Genomic DNA, 26,638 nt, shown 5'->3' with positions numbered 1-26,638 from the left:
GCAGGCCAATCTGATACCTGTAAAGAACTGATTTCCACAATCTGGAGCGAGGCCAATCATGCTGTTCGACGGTTTTGCTCTCACAACCAAGACGGTGAACGGCGTTCCTTACCGCTTTTGTCTTGGTGGCAGTGGCACTCTCCTCATGCTTCTGCATGGTCGGCCAGAAACGCACGCCATGTGGCATAAGGTGGCTCCAGCCCTTGCAGCCCATTACACAGTGCTGTGCCCGGATCTGCATCCTGAGCGTTCTCTCGCCCAGCAGGCTAATGATCTGCTTGGTCTGGCGGATAGCCTTGGCCATGAAAGCCTTATTCTGGCAGGGCAGGACTATGGCGCGCGGGTTGCGTGCGAAGTGGCTGGGCAGGAACCATCTCGGGCGAAAGCGCTGGTTCTGCTTGAAGCCCTGCCCGGCCCGGATCACACCGGACGGGATGATATGGCTTTTTCCCTGACACACTATGAAAGTTGCTGGTTTGGCCAACGTCACCCGAAACCGGAAGCCAATGCCGTTCAGATACCTGCTGAATGGCTCGATGATCCTATTGCAGAGGACAGTTTCTTTTCTCCAGAGGCAGTAAAAGACTACCTCTCTGCGTCAGTATGGCGAAACAGCACGCCCTTTTCATGGCCTGCGGCACGTCCCGAGCTCCTCTGCCCAATTCTTGTTCTCTGGGGTAAAAAAGGACGCATGGGAGGATGGTATGATCCGGTTCTGCCCTGGCAGGAAGTTTCGACCGGCAAAGTGATTGGCCATGCGCTCCCGGGCGAGCATTTTCTTCCGGAAGAAGTGCCTGAAGAAACACTTTCCGCCATTCAGGATTTTCTAAACGACATCTCATGAACCAAGCACACGTTCTACCGCTTCTGGCGAACGGAAGCCTTGGGGTTCTTAACCGAACAATGAGGAAACCAGCGAGGTACCGCTTGAGGTTATTCCGAACAGACTAAGGGTTGGGTCAGTTGATCCATCCGAACCATAAAGTGACAGCATTGTAGTTGGCTTGGTGACCGTCTGAGGATTAAACTGAAGGATGGCTAGATAACGCTCTGCGTACTTCTGAATATTCGCTTCAGATGAAAAGTCCGATGCCTTGTATGTTTTCTCAATCAGACGCTTCTGTTCGTCATAATCGAGAACACCAAACTGTGTTGGATTATATCCGCTGACAGTTTCAACAACTTTTAGAAGTGTGGAATCAGACATGATCTGATCGACAGTCATGCCTGTCGTCATTGTTCTCGTGAAATAGAGAGCATTACCAACACCGGACGTGCTCTGCTGCGCTTCAAGTGCGGTTTCGTAAGATTTCTCTTCGTATTTCGTGACGATCGAATCAACAGTCGACTGGTCAGCGAAAGGTGATGTCGTCGAAGCAGAAGAACCGCTTGTATTGAATGCAGAAAAAGCTTTTGCGAACGCAGTCCACGCTGCATTACCTGATTTGGCCGACACGGACTTGGAGTCCGTCGGATCCTGCGTCAGAAGATCTTTTACCAGCGCGGTGGAATTCTGAATCGACCCGAGACCATAGGCACCGAGGACAACGGAAAGCGCCTTGTAGTTTTTCATCAAGGCTGAAGCAGAGGTGATTGTTACGGCGTCTTCCTCAAAGGATGATGTATAGTTTGTCACCGTCGCATCTGTCTTGGCGTAATCGGAAGCTGATTTTGCCTCGTCCTTGAGATCATGCTCATACAGGGCGACAGGTGACAGACCGGTGATAACTGACATGACAGACCTCCATCAGCCGGCTTTTCCGGCGTTTGCGTCTGTCCGCAGGGTGCCTCACCATTACTAACAACCAGTTAAAGTCATATACGCAAAACAAATGCCCAAGATTCATTTTAGGCTTGGCTACACGAAATTTTCTTGCTCTTCTGTAACGAACTTCTCCGGGCGGCCTACGTTTTCCAGGAGAAAAGCGGTCAGGAGCACGAATGGGCAACTCTACGCACAAACAGACCGGACCTTCCCCGACTGCCAGCGGATTCTCCGCAAGCACACCGTCTGAAGGCCTGTTCTCCACTTATCAAAACGGCCATTTTTTCTGTGAACTCACCAATACCGGAGCTCCGCTCGACCCCCGGATTGATTTGCTTCGGCAAAGGTTGAACGCCCTTCCTCTGGATGACCTTCGCACCCGTGCGGCACAGGCCGAACAGGAACTCTACAACCTCGGCATTACTTTTACGGTATATTCGGACAAGAACGCCATTGACCGCATCCTTCCATTTGATCTTGTGCCGCGTATCCTGACCCAACCCGAATGGCGGCATGTGGAAGCCGGCGTAAAGCAGCGGGTCAAAGCCCTGAACATGTTTCTGTGGGACATCTATCACGATCAGAACGTGCTCAAAGATGGCATCATCCCCCGTGAACTGGTCGTCGGAAATTCCAATTTCTGTCCCGCCATGATGGGGCTGGACGTTCCCGGCGGCACTTATATTCACATCGACGGCACCGACCTTGTGCGTGACGAGACGGGGCGCTTTCTCGTTCTGGAAGATAACGGACGGACACCTTCCGGCGTCTCGTATGTGATCGAGAACCGCCATACGACGCTGCGTGTCATGCCGGATATCGCGTCAGGCATCGATCTCATGCCCGTGGACGAGTATGGCATGCGCCTACAGAATGCCCTTTCGGAAGTTGCCCCTGAAGGTGTGGACAATCCTCAGGTCGTCCTGCTGTCGCCGGGTATCTACAACTCTGCCTATTTCGAACATGTTTTCCTCGCTCGCGAGATGGGTGTTCCGCTCGTGGAAGGACGCGACCTCGTCACTGAAAACGACCGCGTCTATATGCGCACGACAGCGGGCCTGCGTCCGGTCCATTCCATCTACCGCCGCCTCAACGACGACTTTCTTGATCCGGAAGCCTTTGATCCCTCAAGCATGCTGGGTGTGCCCGGACTGGTGCAGGCCTATCGCAAGGGGAATGTGACCATCGCCAACGCGATCGGAACCGGCGTGGCGGATGACAAGGCCGTCTACGCCTACATGCCGAGAATCATTCAGTATTATCTTTCCGAAGAACCGATCCTTTCCAACGTGGAAACGCATATCTGCGCCGAACCGGAAGGACTGGCCTACACGTTGGCAAATCTCGACAAGTTGGTTGTCAAACCCGTTGGTGAATCAGGCGGCTACGGCCTTCTGATCGGGCCACATGCCACGAAAGAGGAACTCGCCGATTTCAGCTGCAAGCTGAAGGATGATCCAGCCAACTACATCAGTCAGCCGGTCGTGCAGCTTTCCGTGTGCCCGACACTTTGTGAAACCGGCCTCGAAAATCGCCATGTCGACCTGCGTCCTTTCGCTGTTACCGGCAAGGACACATGGGTGCTTCCGGGCGGTCTCTCCCGCGTAGCGCTGAAACGTGGCTCACTCGTCGTCAATTCGTCCCAGGGCGGTGGCTCCAAGGACACATGGGTGCTGGCATCATGACCATTACTGTCGATCCGATCGCAACCCTTCCTCCGCAGCCGCTTCTCTCACGGTATGCAGAATGTTCCATGTGGCTCGCCCGTTATATGGAACGCATCGAAAATCTGGCGCGTATCATCGATATCACCGAGACCTTTGTTCGGTCCGGCGCGACAGACGGATGGAAGGCCATCATTCAGATCAATGCGGATGAGGAAAGATTCTTCAAGGCGCACCGCAAATACGCCGCGGAACAGGTGATCTCCTTTTATGTGATTGAAAGGGACAACCCGACTTCAATCGCCGCTCTGGCTCATGCCGCCCGTGAAAACGCCCGATCCCTGCGTCCGTTCATCTCTGTGGAAATGTGGGCGCAGCTCAACGTCTTCACCAATTTTGTCCGGGACCTGAAAGCCAACGACATCCGCCCCGGCGAAATTTCCACCCTGTGCACGAAGATCAAGGAAGAGTGCCAAACCCATACCGGTATTACCGAGGGAACGCTCTATCGGGATCAGGTGTCGGTCTTCTACAATATTGGACGCTATATTGAACGCGCCGATCAGATCACACGTCTGATCGACATCAAATACCATACGCTCCTGCCTTCGGAGGCCGGTGTGGGATCGGAAGTTGATATCAGCCAGTGGTCCGCTCTTTTGCGCTCGGCTGCGGGTTATCATGCTTACAGACGGGTCATGGCGGGCGATATCCGCCCCTCCAGCATCATCGGTTTTCTGCTGAAGAGCGCCGCTTTTCCGCGTTCACTGACGACGAATCTCAGGCTACTTCACAATAGCCTGACACAGCTCCGCCGGGATTACCGCCTGCTCGCATCTTCCAACATTCTGGAGCGTGTGGAGCATCTCTCCGCCGTGCTGGAAAGTCAGACGGCGACCCAGATTATCGTCAGCGGACTGCATGAGTTCTGCGACTGGATTCAGAGCGAGCTTCAGCAGGTTCAGAATGAAATTGCCCAGGCTTTCTGGCCAACGGAACCTGTCCTGGCGACACCGCTTCAGTCATTGCCGCCGCTTGAGCCGCTTCCGGCATTCTCATCGCAGACGCAAAGCCAGAGTCAGATTTGAGGGGGCTTGGGGCTATGGTCGGGTTATGCCCGGCTGTAGTCCTTCAGGGGAAGCTCCTAAATCAATTTCGACTCTGCGAAACTCAGCCATTTACCATTTCCGACAATCACATGATCCCGCACGGTAATGCCCAGAACACTGGCGGCAGAGGCGACCTGTTTGGTCATGGCAAGATCTTCAGCTGAAGGTGACGGATCGCCGCTCGGGTGATTATGCACGAGAACAAGTGCGGTCGCCTTCAGTTCAAGCGCCCTGCGGACAACCTCTCTTGGATAAACAGGAGTATGATTGACCGTCCCCCTCGCCTGCGCTTCATCGGCGATCAACAGGCCAGTCTCGTCCAGAAAAAGGATGTGAAACTGCTCTATGACTTCCCGCGCCAGAACCGCTGATAAATAGGCATACAGCTTTTTCCGATCAGAAAGAATTTCACTGTCCGCGAGTTGAGATCTCTGGAACCTGACCGCAGCTTCACGAAAGACGGTTACGGCCGCAAGCATGTATGGCCCGATCCCGGCCACAGAGCGCAAAGCCTGCGTGGAAGCCGTCAGGGTTCCCGCAAATGATCCGAACCGGGCAAGAAGCATTCCCGCCATTACCTTCGGTTCCTCATGTTTTGGCATGGCCAGATGCACCAACGCCGAGAGGGCGTCAATATCATCCAGAACCGGTAGATCGGTGACAAGGCCACTCTCTTCCGGGTCAGCCTGTTCGCTGTTGTGAAGTGCTCTGGTCGGGTCAGGAGCCAGTTTTGTGTCGCGGACATTCAGGTTGCGAAATGTCGCCCCATCCGAAAATCCATTACTCACGAAAGACCTCGACGCAAATAGAAAACATCGAAAGTCTACAGGCATGTTATTTCAGTGAATACTAGCTATTTTGTTTTTTTATATAAATAAATACTAAAAATTAGACTTAAACTTAATATGATGTATTTTATAATACATCCCTAATTATTGAGAAGATTCGTAAGTTTGGGTACATCAAGCCAGAGACTACGGGAATCAAGCCGTTTCACCAGACCATCTTCCTCAAGTTTCCCCAGCGTACGGCTGATTGTTTCGACGGACGTTCCCAGATAATCGGCGATATCGGAACGATCCATGATAAGGCTGAGAACACTTCGCGCAGGATCAAAAACTTCCTGCTGCCGACTGCATTCCAGCAGAAAGTCGGCAACCCGCTTCAGCACTCTCTGATGCGTGACAATCAGCAGATGCCGCTGGGAAAGCCGCAACTGCGCCATGGCTCCCACAAGACAATCCTGTTGCAGCCGCGGCTCATGAGCGCAGAGTGCGTCCAGCGCAGCACGCGGCACACGGATAAGCAGGCAATCTGTCAGCGCACAGGCCGAATTCAGATAAACGCCGTTCTCCCCCAGCCCAAACGGCTCACCCGGCATATAGAAAGCGACGATCTGATTTCTGCCGTCCGCAAGCTGATGAGCAACACGCACCGCGCCTGAGTGCGGAATGTAAATATACTGCGCGGGCGTCGCCTGAGCGAAGATCTGTTCCTTGCATTCGTAGGAAACGAGTGAGGCGATCTCCGCCAGCTCCTTCTGAACCACACTGTCCAGAATCAGGAAGCCATCCTTGTCAATACGGTCCGCAGGCCAGTGTCCCACGGCGCAGATACGGACTTTCGGCAAAGCGACGGCAAGGATCTTCATCGAAACCTGTGTGACTGAAGAAGCTGAAACGCAAAAGCCGACACTTGAGAAGTGTCGGCTCCATGGGAATGGTCAGATCTGTCCGCAGAACAGAGTCAGCAGACGCGGTGCACCCAGTTATGGGTGTCTTTCACACGACCACGCTGTGTCCCGATCAGAGCTTCCCGCAGGGCGCTTGTTACCGGACCCGGACCTTTTCCGCCCGAAATCTTCACTTCGCCGCCATTCTTGCTGCGCACTGTGCCAATCGGAGAAACCGCCGCCGCCGTGCCGCAGGCGAAGGTCTCGGTCAGACGACCGGACTTTGCATCCGCGAGCCACTGATCGACGGAATACGCTTCCTCACGCACCGTCATGCCTTTTTCACGTGCGATCGTCAGGATCGAATCACGTGTGATACCGGGCAGAATTGTTCCGGTCAGGGCTGGCGTGCTGATGGAGCCGTCATCAAACACGAAGAAGATGTTCATGCCGCCCATCTCCTCGATGTAGCGATGCTCAACGGCGTCAAGGAACACGACCTGATCGCACCCTTCGGCCTTGGCTTCTGCCTGCGCCAGCAGAGAGGCGGCATAGTTGCCACCACATTTCGCAGCGCCCGTACCGCCGGGAGCCGCACGCGTGTAGGTCTCGGAAACCCAGACAGTCACAGCGCCGGAGCTGAAATAGGCTCCCACAGGCGCTGCGATCACCATGAATAGATATTCTGATGCCGGCTTGACCCCAAGAAACGCGTCATTGGCGAACATGAAAGGACGGATATACAGGCTGGCATTCTCGCCAGACGGCACCCAGTCACGGTCCGCCTTCACCAGTTCATCGACAGCCCGCATGAACAGGGCGTCCGGAAGCTGCGGCATGGCCATACGTTCCGCCGAAGAACGGAAACGGCGGGCATTGGCGTCCGGACGGAAGATGGCGATGCCATTATCCTCTGTCCGGAAAGCCTTCATGCCCTCAAAGATTTCCTGAGCATAATGCAGGACCGCAGCGGATGGATCGAGTGTCAGCGGACCACGCGGCATGACCTTTGCGTCGTGCCAGCCCAAGCCGTCCTTGTAGTGGATCATGACCATATGATCGGTTGCAATCCGCCCGAATGCCGGGTTGGCCATGAGCTCCGCCCGCTTTTCCGGGGACGTGAGGTTAGGATGCGGAAGGGTTTCGAAGCTGATGTCCTCGGCGCTACTCACGGCCTGCTCTCCTGCCCTTTCAAGGGGCTTACCTATGGTTTCATGGCCCTCAGGGCCGATATTGCGCCACACTTGAGCGGAAATTCCCGCTTTGGGCAATCCGGTTGCAACGCAATTCTGCCGACTGTTTCCAATGAGGTGACCGATTGGTCAATCCCTTGGGAACCGCTCTTCAGGCATGAACATGCTTCAGGGCAGCCTGAAGCTGTCTGGAAACAAGGTCCGGCAGTTCGGAAGGCGTCTCGGCGATGGCCTCAGCACCCGCTTCGATCAGTTCGCCTTCCCCGCCATATCCCCACGCAATACCAATTGCACGGATGGCGTTGGCATGCGCGCCGGAAATATCGAACCGACGATCACCGAGCATGATGGCGTGATGCTTTTCAATCCCGTGGTCCGACAGAACCGAGCCGATCAGTTCCGGCTTTTCCGCACCGCTGTCATCCGGTCGAGCGCCATAAACTTCCCGGAACTCTCCGAGTAACCCTGCACGTTCAAGAATGGCGCGGGCCAGCGCCTTGGGTTTTGATGTCGCAATATAGAGGGTAGCGCCCGCCTCTTTGATGGTCGCGATGGCCTCCCGCATTCCGGGAAAAACCGGTGTCTGGAACATGCCTTCAGCTTCGTAATGCCGCCGGTAACACGCCATCGCGTCGTCACACCGGTCATCGCCATAATGACGGAGAACTTCTCCGATCAGATCTCGCAGCGGTGGGCCCACGACCCAGGTCAGATCCTGATCCAGATCAGGTTCATGACCAAGCTCACGGATCACTTTCCGGATTGTTGCGATGATCCCTGCGCGGGAGTCGATGATTGTTCCATCAAGATCGAAAAGGACCGAGGAACCGGCGAGAGGATGCGCTGTCATGGTTGCAGTTGAATACGCATCCGGGCCGCCGTCAATGCAGCGTTTCCTACAGGAACTCTTGTAGGATCGTCCGGGCTGACTGTAGCGTGCCGGACCGTGGATGGTGTCCGACAGGTCTGCTTTCGATACGGCAGACCCGGACACGATCAGAAACTCTGGAGATCGCCTATGTTCAGCCACGTCATGCTTGGCAGTAACGACATCGAAAGATCACGCAAATTCTACGACGCCATCTTCACGGCAATCGGTGGAACACCGGGAACCCTGAACCCGAAAGGTCGCCTTGTTTATATCCACAAGGGCGAACGCCTTGTGATCGGCAAACCGCTCAACGGTGAACCCGCCACCGCAGGTAACGGCTTGACCATCGGTTTCGCCATCGAGACGCCGGAGAAAATCGACGCATGGTGGAAAGCTGGCGGTGAGAACGGTGGCACCCAGATCGAAGACCCACCGGGCGTGCGCAAGAATCCCGCTGGCGACATGTATCTTGCCTATCTGCGCGATCCCGACGGCAACAAGCTGTGCGCCCTGCACTCCATGTAAGTCTGTTTCTTCAACCGGTATCGGAGGATTTTCCGATACCGGTTAGACGGTCTACTTTTATTTGAAACGACAGGGTTGATCGCTGGTCGGCGTCTCATCTGTCTGGATGACCATCAGTTCGACGGGACCATCCCCTACATTTCCTGCATCATGCCCGATACGGCCCTGCTGATCCTTACGGCTGAGTTGATCCTCACCCAGCGAGACTTCGCCCGGCCCCATGACCACCTTGTGCCCATCCATGGCCGTCACATACCATGAGCCTTTAAGCGGAATGATCCACTGCACCTTCGGGTCCGGATGCCATGCTCCGTTCCAGTGCGCGGGTTGCACGGTGAAGATTACCTGAGCTGGACCTTCCTTCAGCCGGTTCTGCCACTGTGGTCCCGCCGGTTTCGACATGGTTTTCAGATCGAAATCACGGATCGGGCAGCGTGTCATATGACTGATGCCGTTATGATCGCTCCAGTTATGCCAGTACCACATGGTTGGGCGAGGCGGTGTCTCGTCAGCCTGAGCTCCTCCCGACAGACTCACAAGCCCCGCCAAAGCGACAAAAATTGCGCTGCGTTTCATTATTTTGCGTCCTCCAAGGACCTGCGTGGGGGCTGGTAGCGTTTTTCCGGCGACACTGCATCGAAGCGCTCCCGACTGGGTGTGGCGAGCAGTTCCACGATCATTCCCCACGGTGTCTTTCCGTAGCAGAACAGATTGCCCGGCCCTTCTTCCAGTGAAGGCTGCTTCTGCGGTTCTGTCATCAGGACACCACCAGCTTCAGTGAAACGGGCGCATCCTGCTTCGATATCATCCACATAGACCGCGAAATGCTGAAGCCCGAAATCACTGGGACGCAGGGCGGCATGCTGCTCCGGCCCGTGCATTTCAAAAAGCTCGATACAAGGCCCCTGCCCCAGCGCCACCATGCACATTTCTTTCACGACCGTTCCGGGTACAAGGTCGAGGATCTTCTCAACCCTGCTTCCTTCCTGCGGGTGATCCGGCGTCACATTACGATAAAGCGGAACCGCTCCGAAGGCCTGTTCCAGAAAATGAAGAGCCGCGTCGATATCGGGAACAGTGACGCCGACATGATCAATCCCCCTCGGCAGACCTGACTGATCCTGAGCCTCTTTCATGCTTGCTCCTCCCGGTTATCTGTAAAAACAACGGAGCCTGTGCCGGTCAGTTGCATATAAAACCCGATGACCGGAACCGGCGCCCTCGACGCACGCCCTCTCTCCGGCCTATTTCTTGTCCCGTTTCAAGAAAGGGTGACGCATCGTCATCCTGACTGACAGGAGACCGGCCTGCGCCGGGAAACATGCTCATGACTGCTGCCATTGAACGCCGTTTTGAAGCGGCCCGTGCCGTTGTGGATGATGCCGCACGGCTGGCCCTTTCGATGAGACCGCCTCCGGGCGGACCGGTGGGCACGCAGAAATCCGCTCAGGACTGGCTGACGGAAGCAGATGGCGCGGTTGAAGCATTCATCTCCAAGCGTATGGCGGCTCTTTTTCCGGACGACGGATTTCAGGGCGAGGAAGAAGGCGCGACACGCAGCGGCAGCCTGCGCTGGGTTGTTGATCCCATCGACGGCACTTCCAATTTCGCACGCGGACGTAATCGCTGGTGTGTCTCGCTCGGCCTTCTGGAAGATGACCGTCCGGTTGCCGGGATCGTCTGCGCCCCTGCGCTTGGCGAGACCTATACCGGGCTGATCGGCAAGGGCGCTTTCCTGAACGGCAAACCCATCAAGGCGTCACCTGTGAGCGACACGCGCAGCGCCATGATCGAGATGGGCTGGAGCAATCGGGTGCCGAAACCGGTTTTCATGGAGAAGATCGGGGCCATTCTGGACTCTGGTGCGATGCCGCGCTCAGGAGGTTCCGGTGCGCTGGCGCTGACCGATGTGGCCTGCGGCCGACTGGATGCCTACATCGAAATCGTTATCAATCTCTGGGATGTCGCCGGTGCTCTCCCCATTCTGGCAGAGGCAGGCGCAAAGGTTTCTCCCTTTCTCCGTGACGGTGGTCTGACCGGCGGCGCGACCATTCTCGCCGTCGCTCCGGGCATTGCAGAAACACTGTCAAAGGCCGTGAATATCCCGCTGGTCTGAAGTAGCAGCCGGGTGGCGTCATGCCATCCGGCGATCTGTCTTGATATTCGTCATGTAACCGATGGCTACAAAACTATTACCTTTCATGTCCCAAACAGGGTTCTCGTCGGCACGCCCGCACGATAACCTCCGGCCCATGTCATTTTCGAATGACGACAAGGAGTTTGAAACATGAAGAAAATTGCACTCTCTCTCATGCTGGCAGCCGGACTGGCGACAGCACCGACATTCGCTCACGCAGCATCGGCGCATGTCGCATGGGAGAAGTACAAGGCTGGTCGTTCCCTGAAGCATCTTTCCGCTGACGGTCAGCGCGCTTTCGGTGACCTGATTCAGGCCCATGACCTGCTTGCTGCAGGCAAGACGGATCAGGCCATCCCGTTCCTCTACGATGCGAATAAAAGCCTGACAGCAGCTTCAACAGCGGACAAAAAGTTTGTTGCGGCTGAAGCTTCCCTGACGCCGGCGCCTCAGCATCCGGCAGCACCGGGTCACACCCCTTCCACCACACAGGAAGTATGGATCCCGGTCGGCGGTGAATTCGTGGAAACAGAAACTCTGGCTCCCGAGAAGAAAGCCGCTATCGCAGCCGCAAACGGCCAGATCAAGGCTGGCAAGGCTCCTCAGGCCGCAGAGACCATGCAGGTTGTTGACGACAAGCTGGACTTCATCGTGGCTCTGGCCCCGCTGAACAAGACGCAGGGCGCAGTGAACCGTGCGCAGGTCTTCACGGAAGGCCATAACCCGCAGGACGCGCTTGACGCAGTGACACAGGCGCTGAACGGCCTCGTGTTTGTGGAAGACGATCTGCTTGATGCGCAGGCTGCTCCCGCAGGCGCTCCTGCCGCTGCCTCTGCTGCACCAGCAGCTCCGGCGGCGACACAGCCCGCAGCCAAAGCTGCCCAGTAAGGCCGATACGATTACTCCTGATCATTCACTGTGGAGATCAGGAGTAATTTTTTAATGCTTGATTTCCGTGAGCAGCCAAGCTGCCGCTTTCCGGTTTACTTCGGTCAATCCAGGCAAAGTGGACTCTGTTCCCTGCGCAGTGCAGGACAAAGCCCAGAAAACGACACGCCTGTATTCGAAGATCATACAGACGCCTGACTCTCCTCTCAAAAACGCTTCGACGACGTAACCACTGAGGCTCGCGCGATTTCGTTGGCGCGCTTGGCGGCCAGTTTACGCTCCTTGCGCTCTCTCATGGCCATCCGCTCGTAACGGATACGCTGACGGATCCAGTTCAGAACGCCCGAAAACATCAGCACCGTGATGCCGACAAAGGTCCAGCCATCCAGCGGCTCCTTAAAGACGATGTAACTGAGCACGACACCCCAGACCATCTGGCTGTATTGCGGCAGAGCCACACGGTTTGCCGGAGCTTTCGCCGTCGCCATCATCATCAGCAACTGACCAAGCGCCGCCAGAAAACCGTAGCCAAACAGGAAGATCCAGTCTTTGACAGATGCAGGCCATGTCGCATGCACACCCATCAGGATGCCATTTCCAACAATCGGTCCGATGAGACTGGAACCGAACAGGGACAGACGGGTCTTTTCACGGTCGGCAAGACGGTAGGCGATCACGCTACCCGCATTCGCAAACGCTGCCAGCAGGGCGCACAGATGTCCGAAATGCAGGGCGCGGAAGCCGGGACGCAGCACGATCAGCACCCCGACAAAGCCCAGAATGACCGCAAGCCAGGCCCAGAACGTGACCTTTTCTTTCAGGAAAACGACAGAAATAACCGTCACGAACAGCGGCATCAGGAACATCAGCGACAATGCTTCAGGCATGGGCAGCAGCATGAAGGCTTCCACACTGGCCGCTGTCGCGACGAACACACAGATCGCTCTGAGGAACCACATTTTCCACAGCTGCGGACGGACGATATCGAGATAGGATTCCCCTTTCTGCCGGATGAACGGCAGAATCAGGAAACCGAAAATACCGCCTGAAAAAGCGACTTCAAACGGGTCCAGCGATCCAGCCAGCAGTTTGGAAAAGGCGTCGCTGATGGAGAACGCCGCATAAGCTCCAAACGCGAGCGTCATTCCGGTGAAAAGGTCTCTCGGAGTCATGGAAGTTCGTTCGCCGTATGCTGGAGAAATGAGAAAAACTGTCGGGCAGATCTGAAACAGGGAGCCGCGTATAATCGTCGCGCCATATAACGTCACGCACTATTATGCCGCCGACACAAAAAAAAATTTACACCGTGTTTTTCTGCACTACGAAATACGCAGGTCTCCGGCAAAGATAGCCGCCTGCCATTTCAAATAATATTAACTCTAAAATTTTATATTACTTATATGAAAACTGAATATAGCATCAATCCAACGTGCAATCGTGCGTCAGATACACTCCACCATAAAATATATATTTATTGTGCGTCTTTTTATATCGGGGAGCATGACCGCTCCCCGATAGTCGGCCTTATTCGACCGTAACTGACTTCGCCAGATTGCGGGGCTGATCCACATCCGTGCCTTTGAGGAGAGCCGTTTCATAAGCCAGCATCTGGACGCCGATCGTCTGGATGATGGGCGTGACAAACGGATGCACCTTGGGCAGCGCAATCGTCTGTTCGGCGATGGCGGACAAACGGTCTGCCCCGGCCTCATCAGTAAAGGCCAGCAGACGACCGCCACGAGCCTTTGCTTCCTGCAGATTGGACAGGGTTTTGTCGAACAGCACGCCAGACGGCACCGTGGCCACAATGGGAACTGTACGGTCAATCAGGGAAATCGGTCCGTGCTTCATCTCGCCAGCGGCATAGGCTTCGGCGTGAATGTAGGAGATCTCCTTGAGTTTCAGCGCACCTTCCATCGCGACCGGATAGGCGCTGCCTCGACCGAGATAAAGCACGTCCCGCGCCTCGGCCACCACGGACGCCATCTTGCGAATGGCGTCGTCATGGGTGAACACCTCAGCAGCGCGGCTGGGCAGATCAAGCAGGGCAGAAACCAGTTCTTCTTCGCCCGTCTCATCCAGTTCCCCACGTGCGCGGGCAATCGCGATGGTCAGGCAGGCCAGTACCGTCAGCTGCGCTGTGAACGCCTTGGTCGAAGCCACGGAGATTTCCGGCCCCGCGACCGTGCCAAGCACCACATCACTCTCACGCGCCATGCTGCTGTGTTCGGCATTCAGGACGGAGAGGATCGGCAGACCGGCATTTTTCAGCCCGCGCATTGCAGCCAGAGTGTCCGCCGTCTCGCCCGACTGGGAGATCAGAATACCAAGCGAACCCGGCGTCAGCGGCGGATTGCGGTAGCGCATCTCGCTGGCGACATCGATGTCCACCGGAAGACGGGCGATTTCTTCCAGCCAGTAACGCCCGACAACACCCGCGAAAAACGCCGAACCACAGGCCGTGATAACGGCACGCGGCACACTGGCGAGGTCGAACGGCATCTCCGGCAGCACCACCTTACGGGTGGCTGGGTCGATCATGCGCTGAAGCGTCTGCCCGATCACCAGCGGGTGCTCGTGCAGTTCCTTTTCCATGTAATGACGGTAGCCGTCCTTGCCGACTGCACCAGCAATGAGAGCCGTCGTCTGGATGGTCCGTTCGACACGCTCGCCTGAGTGATCGAAGAACTCGGCCCCTTCCCGACTGAGGACAACGCAGTCACCATCATCGAGATAGGCGATACGACGTGTCAGCGGCGCCAGCGCGAGACTGTCAGAACCGAGGAACATTTCCCCCTCGCCAAAGCCTACGGCAAGCGGTGCGCCGTGGCGCGCGCCGATCATCAGCCCTTCGTGCTCGGCGAAGATCATCGCCACGGCATAAGCGCCTTCCAGACGACGAAGCGCGGCAAAAGCGGCCTCACGCGGTGACTGGCCGGCACCGAGATAATGATCGACCAGCTTGGCGATCGTCTCGCTGTCCGTCTCGGTCTCGAAGCTCTGGCCTTCGGCCTCAAGCTCGGTCCGCAGGATCTCGAAATTCTCGATGATGCCGTTATGCACGATCGCCACGCGCGCTGTGCCATGCGGATGCGCGTTGTTCTCGGTCGGCGCGCCATGCGTGGCCCAACGGGTATGACCGATGGCGGTCTTGCCGTGCAGCGGAGCCTGCTCCAGCACCTTGCCAAGATTGTCCAGCTTGCCTGCCGCACGACGGCGCTCGATATGGCCGTCCGCGTTCAGTGTGGCGATACCAGCCGAGTCATAGCCTCGATATTCCAGCCGCCGCAGACCTTCAAAGACGATCGGCGTTGCCTGTCTGTGTCCTACGACGCCACAGATACCGCACATCAGCCCTGTTCCTTCTTTGCCCGGAGCGCTGCACGGAAGCGTGCGGCCCATCCAGTTTTATTTGTCTGCACCCCACGCGCAACCGCCATTGCGTCCGGCTCCACATCACTGGTGATGACACTTCCCGCCGCCACCAGCGCGCCATCCCCAATCTTCACAGGTGCGACGAGGATGGAATCGGAGCCGATAAAGGCGTTCGCGCCGATGGTCGTGCGGTGCTTGAACACGCCATCATAATTGCAGGTGATCGTCCCGGCTCCGACATTGGTGGCCGCACCGATACTTGCATCGCCGAGATAGGTGAGATGATTGGCCTTCGCGCCGTTACCCATGGTGGTGGCCTTGAGTTCGACAAAGTTGCCGACGTGACAGCCCTCGCCCAGCGTCGTGCCGGGCCGCAGTCGCGCATAAGGGCCAACCAGCGATTTCGGTCCGACTTCGCACTGCTCCAGATGGCTGAACGCCTTGATCTCTGCGCCGGAACGCACTGTCACGCCACGTCCGAAAACAACGTTCGGCTGCACGACGACATCCGGCTCCAGCACCGTATCAAACGAGAAGAATACAGTCTCCGGCGCGGTCAGTGTCACGCCCCGCTCCATCGCCTCACGGCGCAGACGGCGCTGAACCGTGGCCTCGGCGTCCGCCAGTTCGACGCGGGAGTTTACGCCAAGCAGTTCACTTTCCGGCGCTTCGACGGCGCGGATGATACCACCCTGCTCCCGGACGATACCGACCACATCGGTCAGGTAGTATTCGCCTTTGCTGTTCGCATTGCCGACCTTGTGCAGCCACTCACGGAAACGGGCGGCATCGGCGCAGAAAACACCGGCATTGCACAGATCAACGGCACGCTCGGCCTCTGAAGCATCAGCCCATTCGACTATTTTTTCGACCGTGCCGTCATGATTAAGGATCACCCGACCGTAGCGACCCGGATTGACCGGACGCATGGCCAGCAGAGCGAGGTCTGTCCGTTCAGCTTCACTGCGACGCGTGTCGAGCATGCGCTGGAGCGTCTCTGGCGTGATGAGCGGGTTATCAGCGTAGAGAACCGCCACATCGCCGTCACCAAACAGATCCTCCGCCTGAAGCGCTGCATGCGCCGTGCCGAGGCGATCATGCTGGATCACCGTCGCATGGGGCGCGGCACAACGGGCAAGATCGTCCATGTCAGGACCGATAACGACAACGACGCTGTCAAACACCTTGGCCGCGCTGGCGATCAGGTGGCTCAGCATGGGTTGCCCCGCCAGCGGCTGAAGCGCCTTGGGCAGTGACGAGCGCATCCGCGTGCCGAGACCGGCTGCGAGGAGAACGGCTGTGGAAGAACGGTTTACGGACGATTTTGTCATAGCTTTCTGGCGGTAAGCCACTGCCGGGAGACTGTCAAACCCGTGAGGTATGTTTCTGTTTCACTTCGCGTTACTCTCATTTTCCGAACACGGTGAAGAAGAAAGCAGCACTTCATGCGACTGATGGTTTTTGACCTCGACGGCACGCTTGTGGATTCACTCCCTGATCTCTCGGACTGTGTGGGACTGTTACTGGCTGAATATGGTCTTCCTGCCCCATCGCAGGACGCCGTTCGGAGCATGATTGGCGACGGCGTGGGCAAGCTGGTCGAGCGGGCGCTTGATCACGCGAACACAAAGGATATCGACCGACAGACCGCGATTCACCGCTTCATGGAAATTTACGGGCCGCGTGTGACGGAACGATCCCGCCTGTTTCCCGGCACGGAAGAAACGCTGCGTCGTCTTGTCGGCGAGGGCTGGACGCTGGCGGTCTGCACCAACAAGCCCGTTGCCGCCGCCAACGATATTCTACGGACATTCGGTATTATGGATCTGTTCGCCGCCGTCGGTGGCGGAGATTCCTTCCCTGTCCGCAAACCCGATCCTGCGCACCTTCTGGGCACCATTGCGCTCACCAATGGCACGGCTGCCCGCTCAATCATGGTTGGCGATCATGCCAATGACATTCTGGCCGCGCGTGGAGCGGGCGCAAAATCGATCTTTGCCCGTTGGGGATATGGCCTCCCCGCCTATGCCGATGGCGCAACGGCAGAAGCGGACAGGATTTCGGACATACCGGTCATCGCCGATACGCTCCTGAAAGTTTCCTGAAGCCACCACCTCCGGCGGTCATGTCAGGCCGAAGTCTGACGACCATGCAGGCGTGCGTTCAGCAGGATGAGGGTAAGAACCACAAGAGATGCGCCGCCGACCGTCAGCATCAGCACAGGAGCCAGACCTTTTCCGAACAGGGACGCCATTCTGGTCTGGAGCAGCGCGTTGCTGGCGGCGATCAGGTTACCGCACTGATAGGCCAGACCGGGGAATGTGGCACGGACCGACACAGGCGAAAGTTCGCTGAGATAGGCTGGCACCACGCCCCACGCGCCCTGCACGCAGAACTGTACGCACACGGCTCCTACCGCCAGCCAGAAAACGGAATGGGAAAGCGCCCAGACCGGCAGAAACGGCAATGTCAGCAGGGCCGCCAGCGCAATACTGTATTGGCGGCCAATCTTCTGGGACAGCATCCCGAAAAACAGCCCACCCACAATGGCGGCAATATTATACAGCACGACAACGAGCGTGATGGTGGGGTGAGAAAGACCGCGTTCCAGCCCCAGAAATATCTTCGGATATAGATCCTGTGACCCATGACTCATGAAGTTAAATGCAGTCATCAGGGCCACGGCGAACAGGCACAGACCCACATTATCCCGTATCACCGGCCATAGCGCAGGCGCACGGGTGGAGGTCTGTTTCTGTCTGGCTCGCAGCCATTCCGGACTTTCGGGCACGCGAAGCCAGATATAGACCGCAGCGACGAGCGCGCTGCCTCCCAGAATGAACAGGCCGCGCCAGCCCATGACGGGTAGCAGCAGAAAAACAAGAGACGCGAGCAGGTAGCCCGCAGGATAACCGGCCTGAAGAATTCCGGACGCAGCGCCCCGCCATGACGGCGGAACGCTTTCCATGATCAGGGACGTTCCCACACCCCATTCTCCACCCAGCGCAATGCCGAACAGGGCGCGCAAAATCAGGAAAACCGTCAGGTTGGGGGAAAAAGCAGAAAGAACCTCGATCAGGGAATAGACAGTGATGGTCGTGATCATCACTGGCTTGCGGCCATACCGGTCAGCCGCACGACCACACACAAACGCGCCGACAGGACGTGTCAGCAGAGTCAGTGTCGGCGCGAGTAGGACACTTTCCAGCGGAACGTGAAAACTTCTTGCAACATCATCAAGTGTAAAGAGGACAATAAAGAAATCACAGGCATCGAGCAGCCACGCGAGCAGGGAGGCGGCAACGACATGACGTGCGGTTGTCAGGTCGTATTCATATCCCCCTTCCCTTATGGAACCTGAGGAAGGAGCCATCGCCTGTCGGGTCATGTACGTTCTCCGGCGGGTTCCGCCAGAAACCCCACTCTTTTCTGTTTTATCCGGATCAGGTCGACGACCTAGAACGCAGCCTGCACCCGCCCGGCAAGAGCATTGCCACTCCGACCGAGGATATTGAAGGTCTGGCTGTTGCGGCTGACAGAGAAGTGAGAATAATCCAGCGTAAGACGGAAATGCTGGCTCAGATACCAGTTTACGGCGCTCTCCCATGTTGTGGAGCGACCACCCCGAAATCCCGTCAGTGCATCAGGACGGTCGTTGAGATTGGTTTCGTCCCATCGGGCAGACAGTTCCATCGCTCCCCAGTGATTCTGGAACGGATCAAAATCTTCCGTGATACCGGGCGGTAGGAAAGAGGCTCTCTTGACGTCGAAGGCGCGAGCGTGACCGAACAGGGTATAACTTACCGTGACATACCATCCGTCGAACCCAAGAGAAGGCTGAGCAAGGCCCGCGAGCGGAGATCGGTTGACGCCGATATGGAAATATTCGCTTTTCACCAGCAGCCGTTTCCATCGTACCCCCAGTTCCGGACCAACTGACCAGACAGAATTGGCGTTCGGGATGCTGGCGGTCAGCAGGTGGTCCTGCGACAGCGGCACGTTGCCTGTCGGCGGCGACATCTTGAACACGCGTCCCGACGCACTCTCGTTCCTCTTGAAGCTGTCAGATGTGCCGACGCCAACCATGACGTCCACATCCCGGCTGACATAAGGGCGACCGACAACGCGGGCGACCGCCCCCGTCTGGCTGTCGCTGATGGTGGCGTCAGTGCTCCTGTCGCCGAACTGCTGCCCGGTAAACCAAGCGCTCACGAACCATTGTTTCTCGTAATGCAGGCCTCCGACACTGAATCGCCAGGCATTCGCCGCGATATTACGCACGATGTCGATGACCGAAGGACGTTCCAGCAGCGTCAGACCACCTGAACGCTCGGCGCTTTCTTCCGATTCACGCGGTTCGTAGTATCCCACGGTCAGTTCCGTGTTGCGCAGACCGGCGTAATTGAGGTTGGCTTCGTATATTCCGAGTTTGCCATCCGCCACGCCCGAACCGAAATCCGGCGTCACATTCGCCACCCAGTCCTTGTAGCGAAAGGTGAGGAAGAGACGCATCCGCCGTGCGTTCTCCGTAAAACCGGGAAAGCGCCCCTTTGGTTCTCCTCCTCTAGGAGCCATCCCGAGATAGCCGCCAAAATCTTCCTGAAACCCCAGACCGGTCGAGAAGGCGTACCGGCCATCTTGCGTCGCAATGGTAGGGCGACCATTGGGGAAGCCAACCTTCATCCCTCCGACCTGAACGACTTCAGACCGTGCCGTCGCCGCCTTGAAGTCCTTCCATGACGACACAATCCCCGAATCGGGGGGCGTTCTCCTGATGTCAGGCGGCCCAGCGAAGACGGGTGCTTCCCTTGCCGCAGCGAAACGTATTCCCGGTTCAGGAACACCGTTCCAGTCATGAGCATGCGATGCGGAAGAAACGCCATGACGCTGGGAAACAGCAGGATGCGTGCTGGTAATGACGCGACGCATCTTTCTCAGCTCCGCCCGCATTTCAGCGACTTCCCGACGGAGCGCAATGATATCCGGATCGGTAGTTTCCGCCTGTGCCTGAGAGGAGAACAGAAAGGCTCCACTCCACAGGATCGGGCATGCGGCTGTCAGGATATCAGCAAGAAAAGCACTCGTTACTCTTCGTCTTGCGAGAGGATTTCCAGGAACATCCCGCCCATCCTGAATTTTTATTTTCGCTGACATTGCCTCATGACCAGAACTCACTGCCAAAAGATGATAACGAACTGAAACGAATTATATGGCAGTCCAAGAGAGCCTTTTCCACCTCTCCTCAATGGAGGCAATATAGTCACCGTTTTTTGAGAAATGACCTGCTGCATATCCTTCATGAAACTGAATTGAAAAAGTTACTCAATATAAAAAGAAATTACCAAAATATTATCGAGCACATTAAACGATCTGCAATATCCTGAAGGTAATCTGATCCGAACAGATCAAGGTCGGATGAGTGCACGTTTCCCATACTTCCCCTCACGTTTTCATCGCCACTCCCTGTTTCGGTGGACTGGTCACGCAGACTTACATGCAGTCCATCATCGGCTGCATGGCCATGGCGCAGCATCATGGGATCGAGCTGACTCTTTCCCTCGTGGGAAATGATGCTCTAATCACACGTTCGCGCAATACGTTGCTGCATCAGTTCTTCACCCAAAGCGACGCGTCGCACATTCTTTTTGTGGATAGCGATATCGGTTTCGCACCGGATGCCGTGCCACGTCTTGTCGCTGCCGGAAAGGATCTCGTCGCCGGGCTGTATCCCCTCAAGGATCGCTACTGGGATTCGTTGACGAATGTTCTCACCAAGAGAGGCGAGCCAACGGAAACAGCATCCCTGCGCTATGTCGGTGAAAGCGCCTCGCTCCATGAACAGCACCCCGGCGACGGCACGGATGCGGGGCTGGTCAAGGCGGGTTACGCTGGAACAGGCTTCATGCTGATTTCCCGACAGGTCGTGCAGCGTATGATCGAAGCCTATCCAGAAACGCGTTACAAACGGATCGACGCACCGGTTGGACAGGACAATTCATCCGCCGTTGAGACAGACGCCTATGCCCTCTTCGATTGCATGATCGACCCTGAAACCGGCACTTATCTCAGCGAGGACTTCACCTTCTGCAAACGCTGGCGTGATCTGGGTGGGGAAGTCTGGCTCGATACCGGACTGAAACTTTCCCACACCGGTGCATCAACCTTCACGGGTGATCCTTCGCTACGTCTGGGCATTGTCAAAGGCAAGTAAGAAATCCGAAACGGGAGCAGACCGAATTAGAAATCCGGCATTGCTCCCGATAGCATACCGCCCTGCCTCAAGGGGGCTACCCTGCGGGCGAGACCAGTCACATCATCTGTCTCGACCATCAGACCGCAGATCGTAGCCTCTCCTTCCGCGGGTTGCAGACGCTCCCCCGGCATCTTGCGGACAAAGCGCGCAACGGCTGCCTCTTTCTGCATGCCGATGACGCTGTCATAATCACCGCACATCCCCGCATCGCTCTGAAACGCTGTTCCTGCTGTGAGAATACGGTGGTCAGCGGTCGGGGTATGCGTATGCGTGCCCACCACCAACGAGACCTTGCCGTCCAGCACATGGCCGAGCGCCCATTTCTCACTGCTGGCTTCCGCATGCACGTCAACAACAGCTGCCTGTACCGTGACACCAAGGCGATGCTTGGCAAGCAGTTCCAGCGTCAGACGAAACGGATCATCAAGTGGGTCCATGAACAGACGCCCCATGACATTGACCACAAGCGCCTTACGTCCATCAGCAAGCGTGACCACCGTGCTGCCCTGTCCCGGCGTGCCGGGAGGAAAGTTCAGCGGCCTTACAACCGCAGGCATCCCGTCGATTTCCCCGATAAGATCACGACGGTCCCATGCGTGATTGCCGAGCGTGATGACATCGACGCCACATCCCATCAGATCGCGTGCAATTCCGGGCGAAAGTCCAAAACCGTGACTGGCGTTCTCGGCGTTGACGATCACCAGATCGAGAGACAACTGACGACGCAGTTCCGGCAGGCGTGTCGTCACACCATCGCGGCCGCTCCGCCCGACAATATCTCCCAGAAACAGAATTCTCACGACATGACTCTCACAATAATCTCCGGCTTCCATAACGCTGATGGACGGGAATGTAATAACGCGGACAGCCTTCTTACGGCTGAAGGTTCTCCGCAGGGATGATGTCTTCTTTTTCGGTGACGATAACTGGCAACGGCACATCAAACGGCCCCACCGGGATATGGGGCACTTCCTGTACAGAAAAAGCATAGCCTATCGCGCAGGCATCGGGCAAAGCCGCGAGCGTGCGGTCGTAATAGCCGCCGCCATAACCAAGCCGGTATCCGCGCCGATCAAAAGCCAGCATTGGCACCAGCACAACATCCGGCACATCAATTGGACCATCCGGACATACGGTTCCGAATCGCCCTTCCCGCATCGGACAATTCGGATCCCATTGCCGAAAAAGCAGCGGCGATCCTTTTGGGGGCGTCTCGGGTATCAGAATCTGCCAACCCTGCTCATGCAACCGATGAGAGAGAGGGCGCAGATCGACCTCGCCCGGCATCGGCCACACGCTGGCGATCCGTGAGGGAGCATGTGTGCGAAGCCGGACATAAAGCCGGTCACATAATATGGCGGAAGCGGATGGATCAGCCTGCTTGAGCGCTACCTTCATCGCCAGACGAATGGCGCGCTTGTCGCTGGCCGTTTCAGGGCGATCTCCAGAACCTGTCATGGAGTCGGGAAAACTGTGTGGGGCCACCCTGGCCGTTGGACTTTACAACCTCCAGGACCTGCTAGTGCAGGTGGGCGCCGGAATACCATGACCAAGATCACGACAGAGCCAGCTCCCGAGGAAGTGCTTATCGGCCCAGGGGATGAATTGCCTGACGCACCGGGCAGCTCCACAAACATAATCTAGTGCGCCTCAAGCGCCGCCGCAATGGTTTCCGCACGTTCGGCCAATAAAGAAAGTTCATCCATAAGCCGCGCGTTTTCTCTTGCAGCCGCTTCACCGGCCGCAATCGCCTTGCTGGCCTCGGTGGAAATCAGTTCAGCCGTCAGATCCGAGAGTTCGTCGGCCATCAAAAGGGACGCCAGAACAAGGATCTTTGCCTCGCCGCTGAAGCCAAGCGCCCTGACGCGGGCTACCCGCTTGCTGACTTCCTGCGCCATATCGAGGAGATGGCGTTCCTCTCCAGGCTCGCACCCGATCTGATAGGCATACCCGTTGATGCGGACTGTTACCTGCGGCATGAATCAGTGTCCTTCGCCATGCTGTGACGCATCGTGATCGGAAGTATGGCTCCAGCCATCATGTATGTTCTGCTCATCCGCCACCATACCGCGCTCTCCATGAGAGGGTTCATGCAGCGAGGAGTCAGCCGAGGTTTCAACAGGCTCTTCCCGTGGATGAGCCGGAGCCAGATCGCCGAGGATATTTTTGACGTCGACCATCAGCGCATCAAGCGTCGCTATCGCTTTCTGAACATCAGGCTGCGGCCCCTCGACCACAGTCTCAGGAACAAAAGGCTGCGCTTCTTCCCTGCGGTGTTCAAGTGCGAAGGCGATCCTGTCCAGCGCGGAACGAAGTCGTGAAACAGGATCGACAGGCCTATTGTTGTCCGGCTTGTTCTCGCTCATATGCGCACGTGACTCCGCCTTATGTATATCTTTGCAATTTTGTTTAGAAATCGCCCGCAAAGGATTGAACGTCAAGCATGATCCGGCAAATCCGCCAGCATCTTTCCACAGGAAACGATGAGAGCAAACCCGGCTGCATCTTTCCTGTTTCCTCTTTGCGAGAAGCCTGTGACGCGATCAGGGTAGCACAAGCGAGCGGATGTTCAGACGTTATCCTCCTCTCTCCTCCGGGAGCAGCCGGTTTCATGGGCGTCCCCTGGTGGATGACCATGATGGCTCAATTCAGAGATCTTCAAGAGAAGAACCCAATCTCCCTGCCCTTCGTTGATATTCTCGATTGCGGCAGTCAGGCAGGTCGCGCCGTGTCAGCCCTGACACAGGGGCAGAAGCATATCGTGTTCGATCCTGAATCCCCGCAAAGAAAAGCTGTGGAGATGCTGGCTGCCTCCCTCGGTGCGACGGTTCTTTTTCAGCGACCTGACAGGATTCAGCCTTTCCCTCTTGGCATCGCATGTCCTTCCGGGGAATAAGCCTCTTCACAGACACCCCGTTCCCGGAGACTGAAATGAGCAGCAAGCAGCCCGACACGGGACGATTCTCAGAACCCTGTGAGGGATACCTTGTCACGCCTCCTTTGCTGGAAGCGTCCTCCTTCGCTGGCCAGCTCGACCATGCCCTGACAGTGCTCCCTGTAGCCGCCGTGCGGCTGAGACTTGCAGAGACTTCTCCCGAAAAAATGAAGCAGACGATTCTCGATATCCGACAGATCGTGGATCGGCATGACGCTGCGTTGATGCTTGATGGTTTCCCCGAACTGGTGCGCGAGACAGGGTGTGATGGCGCCCATGTTGGGGCGGAAGATGTCGCTGCGGCACGAAAGATACTGGGGGACAATTTCCAGCTTGGAGCCGCGTGTGATTTCAGTCGGGATCTGGCGATGCTGGCAGGTGAAAAAGGTGCCGATTATGTGGCTTTTGGTCCGTTTGGCGTCGAGCCCGAGCCGGAAGGCCTCGCCCTTCTGACGTGGTGGCGGGAAATGATGGAACTGCCCGTGGTCGCGGCATACAACCCTGCGGCAGAAACCACCGGCCTCACTCATCCTGAAACACTCCGGACACTTGCAGCAACGGCGGATTTTCTCGCACTGGGCATTACTGCAGCGGGTGAGTCTTTCGATGCTGTCTGGCAGACGCCGGAACAGTTTCTGCCTTTGTTCACTGCAAATTCCGAAGGCTGACGGACGGCAATCCATCGTTATCAGTGCGTCTGTAGATCCATCGTATTCAGATCATGCACATTGTAGGCGATGGAACGCACCATAGCCGCAAGCGATTTTTCGCACAGGTCCGTATGATGGGCCACGCTCGCCTCTGCCGTGAAATCCGAACGGAAGTGCGCTCCCCTGCTTTCCTCCCTCTGACATGCGGAAATCATCATCATTTGGGCCACCAGCGCCGCATCGTCGCAGGATGCCAAGCGGGAAACGCGGAATAGCGCCTGCCGCAGGGATGCTCCTTCACGCACAGGCCCCAGCGCCATCTTTACAAGCGGTCGCAACATTCCCGCGACCCCGTTAGGCACAGAGAGGTCTGGAGGTATCATCGACACGTCGATTTGCATGTTTTTCGCTTCATTTAACACGCTTTTGGCGACCATCTCGCTGCAGACAATCATCTCCAGCAAAGCATTGCCCGGCAATGCTGATGCGCCATGAAGCCCCGTGCTCGCACACTCGCCACAGGCCCACAGACCCGCAATGGAAGTTCGACCAGCAATATCGGCCATGATTCCACCAATATGGAAAGCCGCCGCAGCTTTTACCGGCAAGGCTTCCTTACGAGGATCAAGGCCGACACTTCCACACTGTTTCAGAAAGTGATCCAGATGATCGCCCGTAACCACGCCCCGGCCAGAAAACTGCTTGCTCAGATCGAGAAAAACCGAGTGTCCCGCATCCTCGTTCTGTTGGACGAGACGGGCGAGACCATCCGAATCTTTTCCTGTCACATCCAGCCGATGCCCGCTTTCATTCAGAAGAGACACGGTCTCTTCCCATAAAAGCGGCGGAACGGCGAAGCTCGTTTTTCCTGTAGTTTCGATCGACAGGGCAAAAGGATCGAACCGGACAAACTCCATGTCACACAATGTCGCACCAGCTCTCGCCGCGATCGCCATACATGCACCGGTTCCATGGGATGAGCCGAGATCATCTCCAAAGAGACCACACGCTCCGCTGCCCGCCATGATCACCGCATTCGTATCGAGAATGCCTGTCCTGTCACCAGTCGCAAGAACTGCGCCCCGCACATGGCCTTCTACAAGAACCAGCTGACGTAATGCCGTCGCAGGGATGATCGTGACATTCTTTCGTTTCGCAAGAATGCCGAACAGGATGGCATAAAGAGCGCTTTCAGTATCCGGCCATCCGTGCGTTCTAATGAAATCGAACTTTGCGAGACCAGCCAAAGCCTGATCCATTCGACCCATGACACACTGCACGACATCAAGCCGCGCCAGCCCCTTCCCTGCCCGGAGCGTGCGGGCAGCCCTTTCCGTTGAAGAGCCTGTTTCTTTCAGCAGGGAAAACAGACTATCCGCGCCTGTATCTGAGACCTGAGGCTCTCTTCCCGCAATAAGGATGCAGGGCGCGTCATTCATGTGCAGAGCGACAAGCACTCCAGCAATTCCGGCACCGACAATCAGCGGCTGTCCACGCAGTTTTTCAAGATTGACGGTATGAGCCGCAACCATGCCACATCCTTTTCTCTGCCGTGCCGGTTTTTATAGTTCCAGTCGAAATCCATCTTTCCGACATTGCAC

General features: G+C 56.7%; 27 protein-coding genes and 1 other RNA gene. 10 read left to right on the top strand and 18 right to left on the bottom strand.

The genetic code is table 11. The features are described 5' to 3' along the window. Positions 1-58 precede the first annotated feature (58 nt). Complete coding sequence (locus B3759_RS06405; protein WP_291364764.1) at positions 59-844, top strand: alpha/beta fold hydrolase; 786 nt, start codon at positions 59-61, stop codon at positions 842-844. 48 nt (positions 845-892) lie between these two features. On the opposite strand, the gene B3759_RS06400 is transcribed toward B3759_RS06405, so the two are convergent. Continuing rightward, positions 893-1,735: a DUF1217 domain-containing protein gene (locus tag B3759_RS06400; protein ID WP_291364762.1), complete on the bottom strand. Its 843-nt coding sequence runs from the start codon at positions 1,733-1,735 to the stop codon at positions 893-895. Between the two features lie 206 nt (positions 1,736-1,941). Between B3759_RS06400 and B3759_RS06395 the strand changes: the two genes are divergently transcribed. Together B3759_RS06395 and B3759_RS06390 are read left to right on the top strand one after the other, a co-directional pair. Then, complete coding sequence (locus B3759_RS06395; protein WP_291364760.1) at positions 1,942-3,450, top strand: circularly permuted type 2 ATP-grasp protein; 1,509 nt, start codon at positions 1,942-1,944, stop codon at positions 3,448-3,450. After that, positions 3,432-4,517, top strand: coding sequence for an alpha-E domain-containing protein (locus B3759_RS06390; RefSeq protein WP_291364758.1), 1,086 nt, complete (start codon positions 3,432-3,434; stop codon positions 4,515-4,517). Before B3759_RS06395 ends, B3759_RS06390 begins: the two co-directional genes overlap by 19 nt. A gap of 56 nt (positions 4,518-4,573) precedes the next feature. Here B3759_RS06390 and radC read toward each other — a convergent pair whose 3' ends face one another. The 4 genes from radC to B3759_RS06370 all read right to left on the bottom strand — a co-directional run bounded on the left by radC (position 4,574) and on the right by B3759_RS06370 (position 8,253). Then, positions 4,574-5,326, bottom strand: a complete 753-nt coding sequence (gene radC / locus B3759_RS06385) for a RadC family protein (RefSeq protein WP_291364756.1) — start codon at positions 5,324-5,326, stop codon at positions 4,574-4,576. A 140-nt stretch (positions 5,327-5,466) separates the two neighbouring features. Further along, on the bottom strand, positions 5,467-6,189 hold the full coding sequence (locus tag B3759_RS06380) for a Crp/Fnr family transcriptional regulator (protein ID WP_291364754.1): 723 nt from the start codon (positions 6,187-6,189) through the stop codon (positions 5,467-5,469). Between the two features lie 95 nt (positions 6,190-6,284). Beyond that, on the bottom strand, positions 6,285-7,382 hold the full coding sequence (locus B3759_RS06375; protein ID WP_291364752.1) for a branched-chain amino acid aminotransferase: 1,098 nt from the start codon (positions 7,380-7,382) through the stop codon (positions 6,285-6,287). 172 nt (positions 7,383-7,554) lie between these two features. Then, positions 7,555-8,253, bottom strand: a complete 699-nt coding sequence (locus B3759_RS06370) for an HAD hydrolase-like protein (RefSeq protein ID WP_291365000.1) — start codon at positions 8,251-8,253, stop codon at positions 7,555-7,557. Between the two features lie 168 nt (positions 8,254-8,421). Between B3759_RS06370 and B3759_RS06365 the strand changes: the two genes are divergently transcribed. Then, positions 8,422-8,799: a VOC family protein gene (locus tag B3759_RS06365; RefSeq protein WP_291364750.1), complete on the top strand. Its 378-nt coding sequence runs from the start codon at positions 8,422-8,424 to the stop codon at positions 8,797-8,799. A gap of 57 nt (positions 8,800-8,856) precedes the next feature. Here the strand turns inward: B3759_RS06365 and B3759_RS06360 are convergent, their stop codons facing one another. Further along, on the bottom strand, positions 8,857-9,375 hold the full coding sequence (locus tag B3759_RS06360) for a cupin domain-containing protein (RefSeq protein ID WP_408736454.1): 519 nt from the start codon (positions 9,373-9,375) through the stop codon (positions 8,857-8,859). Continuing rightward, positions 9,375-9,935: a VOC family protein gene (locus B3759_RS06355; RefSeq protein ID WP_291364748.1), complete on the bottom strand. Its 561-nt coding sequence runs from the start codon at positions 9,933-9,935 to the stop codon at positions 9,375-9,377. The genes B3759_RS06360 and B3759_RS06355 overlap by 1 nt, the downstream gene beginning before the upstream one ends. A 191-nt stretch (positions 9,936-10,126) precedes the next feature. Between B3759_RS06355 and B3759_RS06350 the strand changes: the two genes are divergently transcribed. Beyond that, complete coding sequence (locus B3759_RS06350; protein WP_180952751.1) at positions 10,127-10,915, top strand: inositol monophosphatase family protein; 789 nt, start codon at positions 10,127-10,129, stop codon at positions 10,913-10,915. Between the two features lie 171 nt (positions 10,916-11,086). After that, a complete protein-coding gene (locus tag B3759_RS06345) occupies positions 11,087-11,824 on the top strand; it encodes a YfdX family protein (protein WP_291364744.1) in 738 nt (245 codons plus the stop codon). Between the two features lie 206 nt (positions 11,825-12,030). Here B3759_RS06345 and B3759_RS06340 read toward each other — a convergent pair whose 3' ends face one another. The 3 genes from B3759_RS06340 to glmU form a co-directional block, all read right to left on the bottom strand. Further along, the gene (locus B3759_RS06340) at positions 12,031-12,996 is read right to left on the bottom strand and encodes a DMT family transporter (protein ID WP_291364741.1); all 966 of its coding nucleotides are present in this window, start codon (positions 12,994-12,996) and stop codon (positions 12,031-12,033) included. A gap of 352 nt (positions 12,997-13,348) precedes the next feature. After that, the gene (gene glmS, locus B3759_RS06335) at positions 13,349-15,175 is read right to left on the bottom strand and encodes a glutamine--fructose-6-phosphate transaminase (isomerizing) (protein WP_291364739.1); all 1,827 of its coding nucleotides are present in this window, start codon (positions 15,173-15,175) and stop codon (positions 13,349-13,351) included. Next, positions 15,175-16,530 (bottom strand): bifunctional UDP-N-acetylglucosamine diphosphorylase/glucosamine-1-phosphate N-acetyltransferase GlmU, encoded by a 1,356-nt coding sequence (gene glmU, locus B3759_RS06330; RefSeq protein WP_291364737.1) that lies wholly within the window; start codon positions 16,528-16,530, stop codon positions 15,175-15,177. The genes glmS and glmU overlap by 1 nt, the downstream gene beginning before the upstream one ends. A 114-nt stretch (positions 16,531-16,644) precedes the next feature. On the opposite strand from glmU, the gene B3759_RS06325 reads away from it, so the two are divergent. After that, entirely contained in the window at positions 16,645-17,304 is a 660-nt protein-coding gene (locus B3759_RS06325; RefSeq protein ID WP_291364735.1) for an HAD-IA family hydrolase, read from the top strand. Between the two features lie 23 nt (positions 17,305-17,327). On the opposite strand, the gene B3759_RS06320 is transcribed toward B3759_RS06325, so the two are convergent. Then, on the bottom strand, positions 17,328-18,587 hold the full coding sequence (locus B3759_RS06320; protein WP_408736453.1) for an MFS transporter: 1,260 nt from the start codon (positions 18,585-18,587) through the stop codon (positions 17,328-17,330). 68 nt (positions 18,588-18,655) lie between these two features. Beyond that, positions 18,656-20,353 carry an OprO/OprP family phosphate-selective porin gene (locus tag B3759_RS06315; RefSeq protein WP_291364733.1) on the bottom strand — a complete coding sequence of 566 codons (1,698 nt, stop codon included), beginning with the start codon at positions 20,351-20,353 and terminating at the stop codon, positions 18,656-18,658. A gap of 265 nt (positions 20,354-20,618) precedes the next feature. Here B3759_RS06315 and B3759_RS06310 point away from each other — a divergent pair, with 265 nt between their 5' ends. Continuing rightward, complete coding sequence (locus tag B3759_RS06310) at positions 20,619-21,410, top strand: hypothetical protein (protein WP_291364731.1); 792 nt, start codon at positions 20,619-20,621, stop codon at positions 21,408-21,410. 26 nt (positions 21,411-21,436) lie between these two features. Here the strand turns inward: B3759_RS06310 and B3759_RS06305 are convergent, their stop codons facing one another. The 5 genes from B3759_RS06305 to B3759_RS06285 form a co-directional block, all read right to left on the bottom strand. Continuing rightward, positions 21,437-22,252: a TIGR00282 family metallophosphoesterase gene (locus B3759_RS06305; protein ID WP_291364729.1), complete on the bottom strand. Its 816-nt coding sequence runs from the start codon at positions 22,250-22,252 to the stop codon at positions 21,437-21,439. A 73-nt stretch (positions 22,253-22,325) separates the two neighbouring features. Continuing rightward, positions 22,326-22,910, bottom strand: a complete 585-nt coding sequence (locus tag B3759_RS06300; RefSeq protein WP_291364727.1) for a 5-formyltetrahydrofolate cyclo-ligase — start codon at positions 22,908-22,910, stop codon at positions 22,326-22,328. A gap of 16 nt (positions 22,911-22,926) precedes the next feature. After that, positions 22,927-23,083, bottom strand: a non-coding RNA gene (gene ssrS, locus B3759_RS06295) — 6S RNA. 9 nt (positions 23,084-23,092) lie between these two features. Continuing rightward, the gene (locus B3759_RS06290; RefSeq protein ID WP_010666544.1) at positions 23,093-23,431 is read right to left on the bottom strand and encodes a cell division protein ZapA; all 339 of its coding nucleotides are present in this window, start codon (positions 23,429-23,431) and stop codon (positions 23,093-23,095) included. Positions 23,432-23,434: 3 nt separating this feature from the next. Further along, a complete protein-coding gene (locus tag B3759_RS06285) occupies positions 23,435-23,818 on the bottom strand; it encodes a hypothetical protein (protein WP_291364725.1) in 384 nt (127 codons plus the stop codon). A 77-nt stretch (positions 23,819-23,895) separates the two neighbouring features. Between B3759_RS06285 and B3759_RS06280 the strand changes: the two genes are divergently transcribed. Both B3759_RS06280 and B3759_RS06275 read left to right on the top strand, forming a co-directional pair. Continuing rightward, entirely contained in the window at positions 23,896-24,348 is a 453-nt protein-coding gene (locus tag B3759_RS06280) for a hypothetical protein (RefSeq protein ID WP_291364723.1), read from the top strand. Between the two features lie 35 nt (positions 24,349-24,383). Next, on the top strand, positions 24,384-25,055 hold the full coding sequence (locus B3759_RS06275; RefSeq protein ID WP_291364721.1) for a thiamine phosphate synthase: 672 nt from the start codon (positions 24,384-24,386) through the stop codon (positions 25,053-25,055). Positions 25,056-25,075: 20 nt separating this feature from the next. On the opposite strand, the gene B3759_RS06270 is transcribed toward B3759_RS06275, so the two are convergent. Continuing rightward, on the bottom strand, positions 25,076-26,569 hold the full coding sequence (locus B3759_RS06270; protein WP_291364719.1) for an FAD-binding protein: 1,494 nt from the start codon (positions 26,567-26,569) through the stop codon (positions 25,076-25,078). Between the last annotated feature and the right edge of the window lie 69 nt (positions 26,570-26,638).

Source organism: Acetobacter sp. UBA5411 (assembly GCF_002409645.1).
GTDB lineage: Bacteria > Pseudomonadota > Alphaproteobacteria > Acetobacterales > Acetobacteraceae > Acetobacter.
The sequence above is the reverse complement of the archived record's forward strand: the minus strand, read 5'-3'. Positions and strand labels throughout refer to the sequence as shown.

Excerpts from the sequence above, each read along its gene's own strand:
- B3759_RS06390 (WP_291364758.1), top strand. The coding sequence starts at position 3,432 with ATGGGTGCTGGCATCATGACCATTACTGTCGATCCGATCGCAACCCTT.
- B3759_RS06365 (WP_291364750.1), top strand. The coding sequence starts at position 8,422 with ATGTTCAGCCACGTCATGCTTGGCAGTAACGACATCGAAAGATCACGC.
- B3759_RS06350 (WP_180952751.1), top strand. The coding sequence starts at position 10,127 with ATGACTGCTGCCATTGAACGCCGTTTTGAAGCGGCCCGTGCCGTTGTG.
- B3759_RS06300 (WP_291364727.1), bottom strand. The coding sequence starts at position 22,910 with ATGACAGGTTCTGGAGATCGCCCTGAAACGGCCAGCGACAAGCGCGCC.
- B3759_RS06345 (WP_291364744.1), top strand. The coding sequence starts at position 11,087 with ATGAAGAAAATTGCACTCTCTCTCATGCTGGCAGCCGGACTGGCGACA.
- B3759_RS06380 (WP_291364754.1), bottom strand. The coding sequence starts at position 6,189 with ATGAAGATCCTTGCCGTCGCTTTGCCGAAAGTCCGTATCTGCGCCGTG.
- B3759_RS06360 (WP_408736454.1), bottom strand. The coding sequence starts at position 9,375 with ATGAAACGCAGCGCAATTTTTGTCGCTTTGGCGGGGCTTGTGAGTCTG.
- B3759_RS06340 (WP_291364741.1), bottom strand. The coding sequence starts at position 12,996 with ATGACTCCGAGAGACCTTTTCACCGGAATGACGCTCGCGTTTGGAGCT.
- glmU (WP_291364737.1), bottom strand. The coding sequence starts at position 16,530 with ATGACAAAATCGTCCGTAAACCGTTCTTCCACAGCCGTTCTCCTCGCA.
- B3759_RS06280 (WP_291364723.1), top strand. The coding sequence starts at position 23,896 with ATGATCCGGCAAATCCGCCAGCATCTTTCCACAGGAAACGATGAGAGC.
- glmS (WP_291364739.1), bottom strand. The coding sequence starts at position 15,175 with ATGTGCGGTATCTGTGGCGTCGTAGGACACAGACAGGCAACGCCGATC.
- B3759_RS06315 (WP_291364733.1), bottom strand. The coding sequence starts at position 20,353 with ATGTCAGCGAAAATAAAAATTCAGGATGGGCGGGATGTTCCTGGAAAT.
- B3759_RS06395 (WP_291364760.1), top strand. The coding sequence starts at position 1,942 with ATGGGCAACTCTACGCACAAACAGACCGGACCTTCCCCGACTGCCAGC.
- B3759_RS06325 (WP_291364735.1), top strand. The coding sequence starts at position 16,645 with ATGCGACTGATGGTTTTTGACCTCGACGGCACGCTTGTGGATTCACTC.
- B3759_RS06285 (WP_291364725.1), bottom strand. The coding sequence starts at position 23,818 with ATGAGCGAGAACAAGCCGGACAACAATAGGCCTGTCGATCCTGTTTCA.
- B3759_RS06370 (WP_291365000.1), bottom strand. The coding sequence starts at position 8,253 with ATGACAGCGCATCCTCTCGCCGGTTCCTCGGTCCTTTTCGATCTTGAT.
- B3759_RS06290 (WP_010666544.1), bottom strand. The coding sequence starts at position 23,431 with ATGCCGCAGGTAACAGTCCGCATCAACGGGTATGCCTATCAGATCGGG.
- B3759_RS06405 (WP_291364764.1), top strand. The coding sequence starts at position 59 with ATGCTGTTCGACGGTTTTGCTCTCACAACCAAGACGGTGAACGGCGTT.
- B3759_RS06275 (WP_291364721.1), top strand. The coding sequence starts at position 24,384 with ATGAGCAGCAAGCAGCCCGACACGGGACGATTCTCAGAACCCTGTGAG.
- B3759_RS06355 (WP_291364748.1), bottom strand. The coding sequence starts at position 9,935 with ATGAAAGAGGCTCAGGATCAGTCAGGTCTGCCGAGGGGGATTGATCAT.
- B3759_RS06270 (WP_291364719.1), bottom strand. The coding sequence starts at position 26,569 with ATGGTTGCGGCTCATACCGTCAATCTTGAAAAACTGCGTGGACAGCCG.
- B3759_RS06400 (WP_291364762.1), bottom strand. The coding sequence starts at position 1,735 with ATGTCAGTTATCACCGGTCTGTCACCTGTCGCCCTGTATGAGCATGAT.
- B3759_RS06320 (WP_408736453.1), bottom strand. The coding sequence starts at position 18,587 with ATGACCCGACAGGCGATGGCTCCTTCCTCAGGTTCCATAAGGGAAGGG.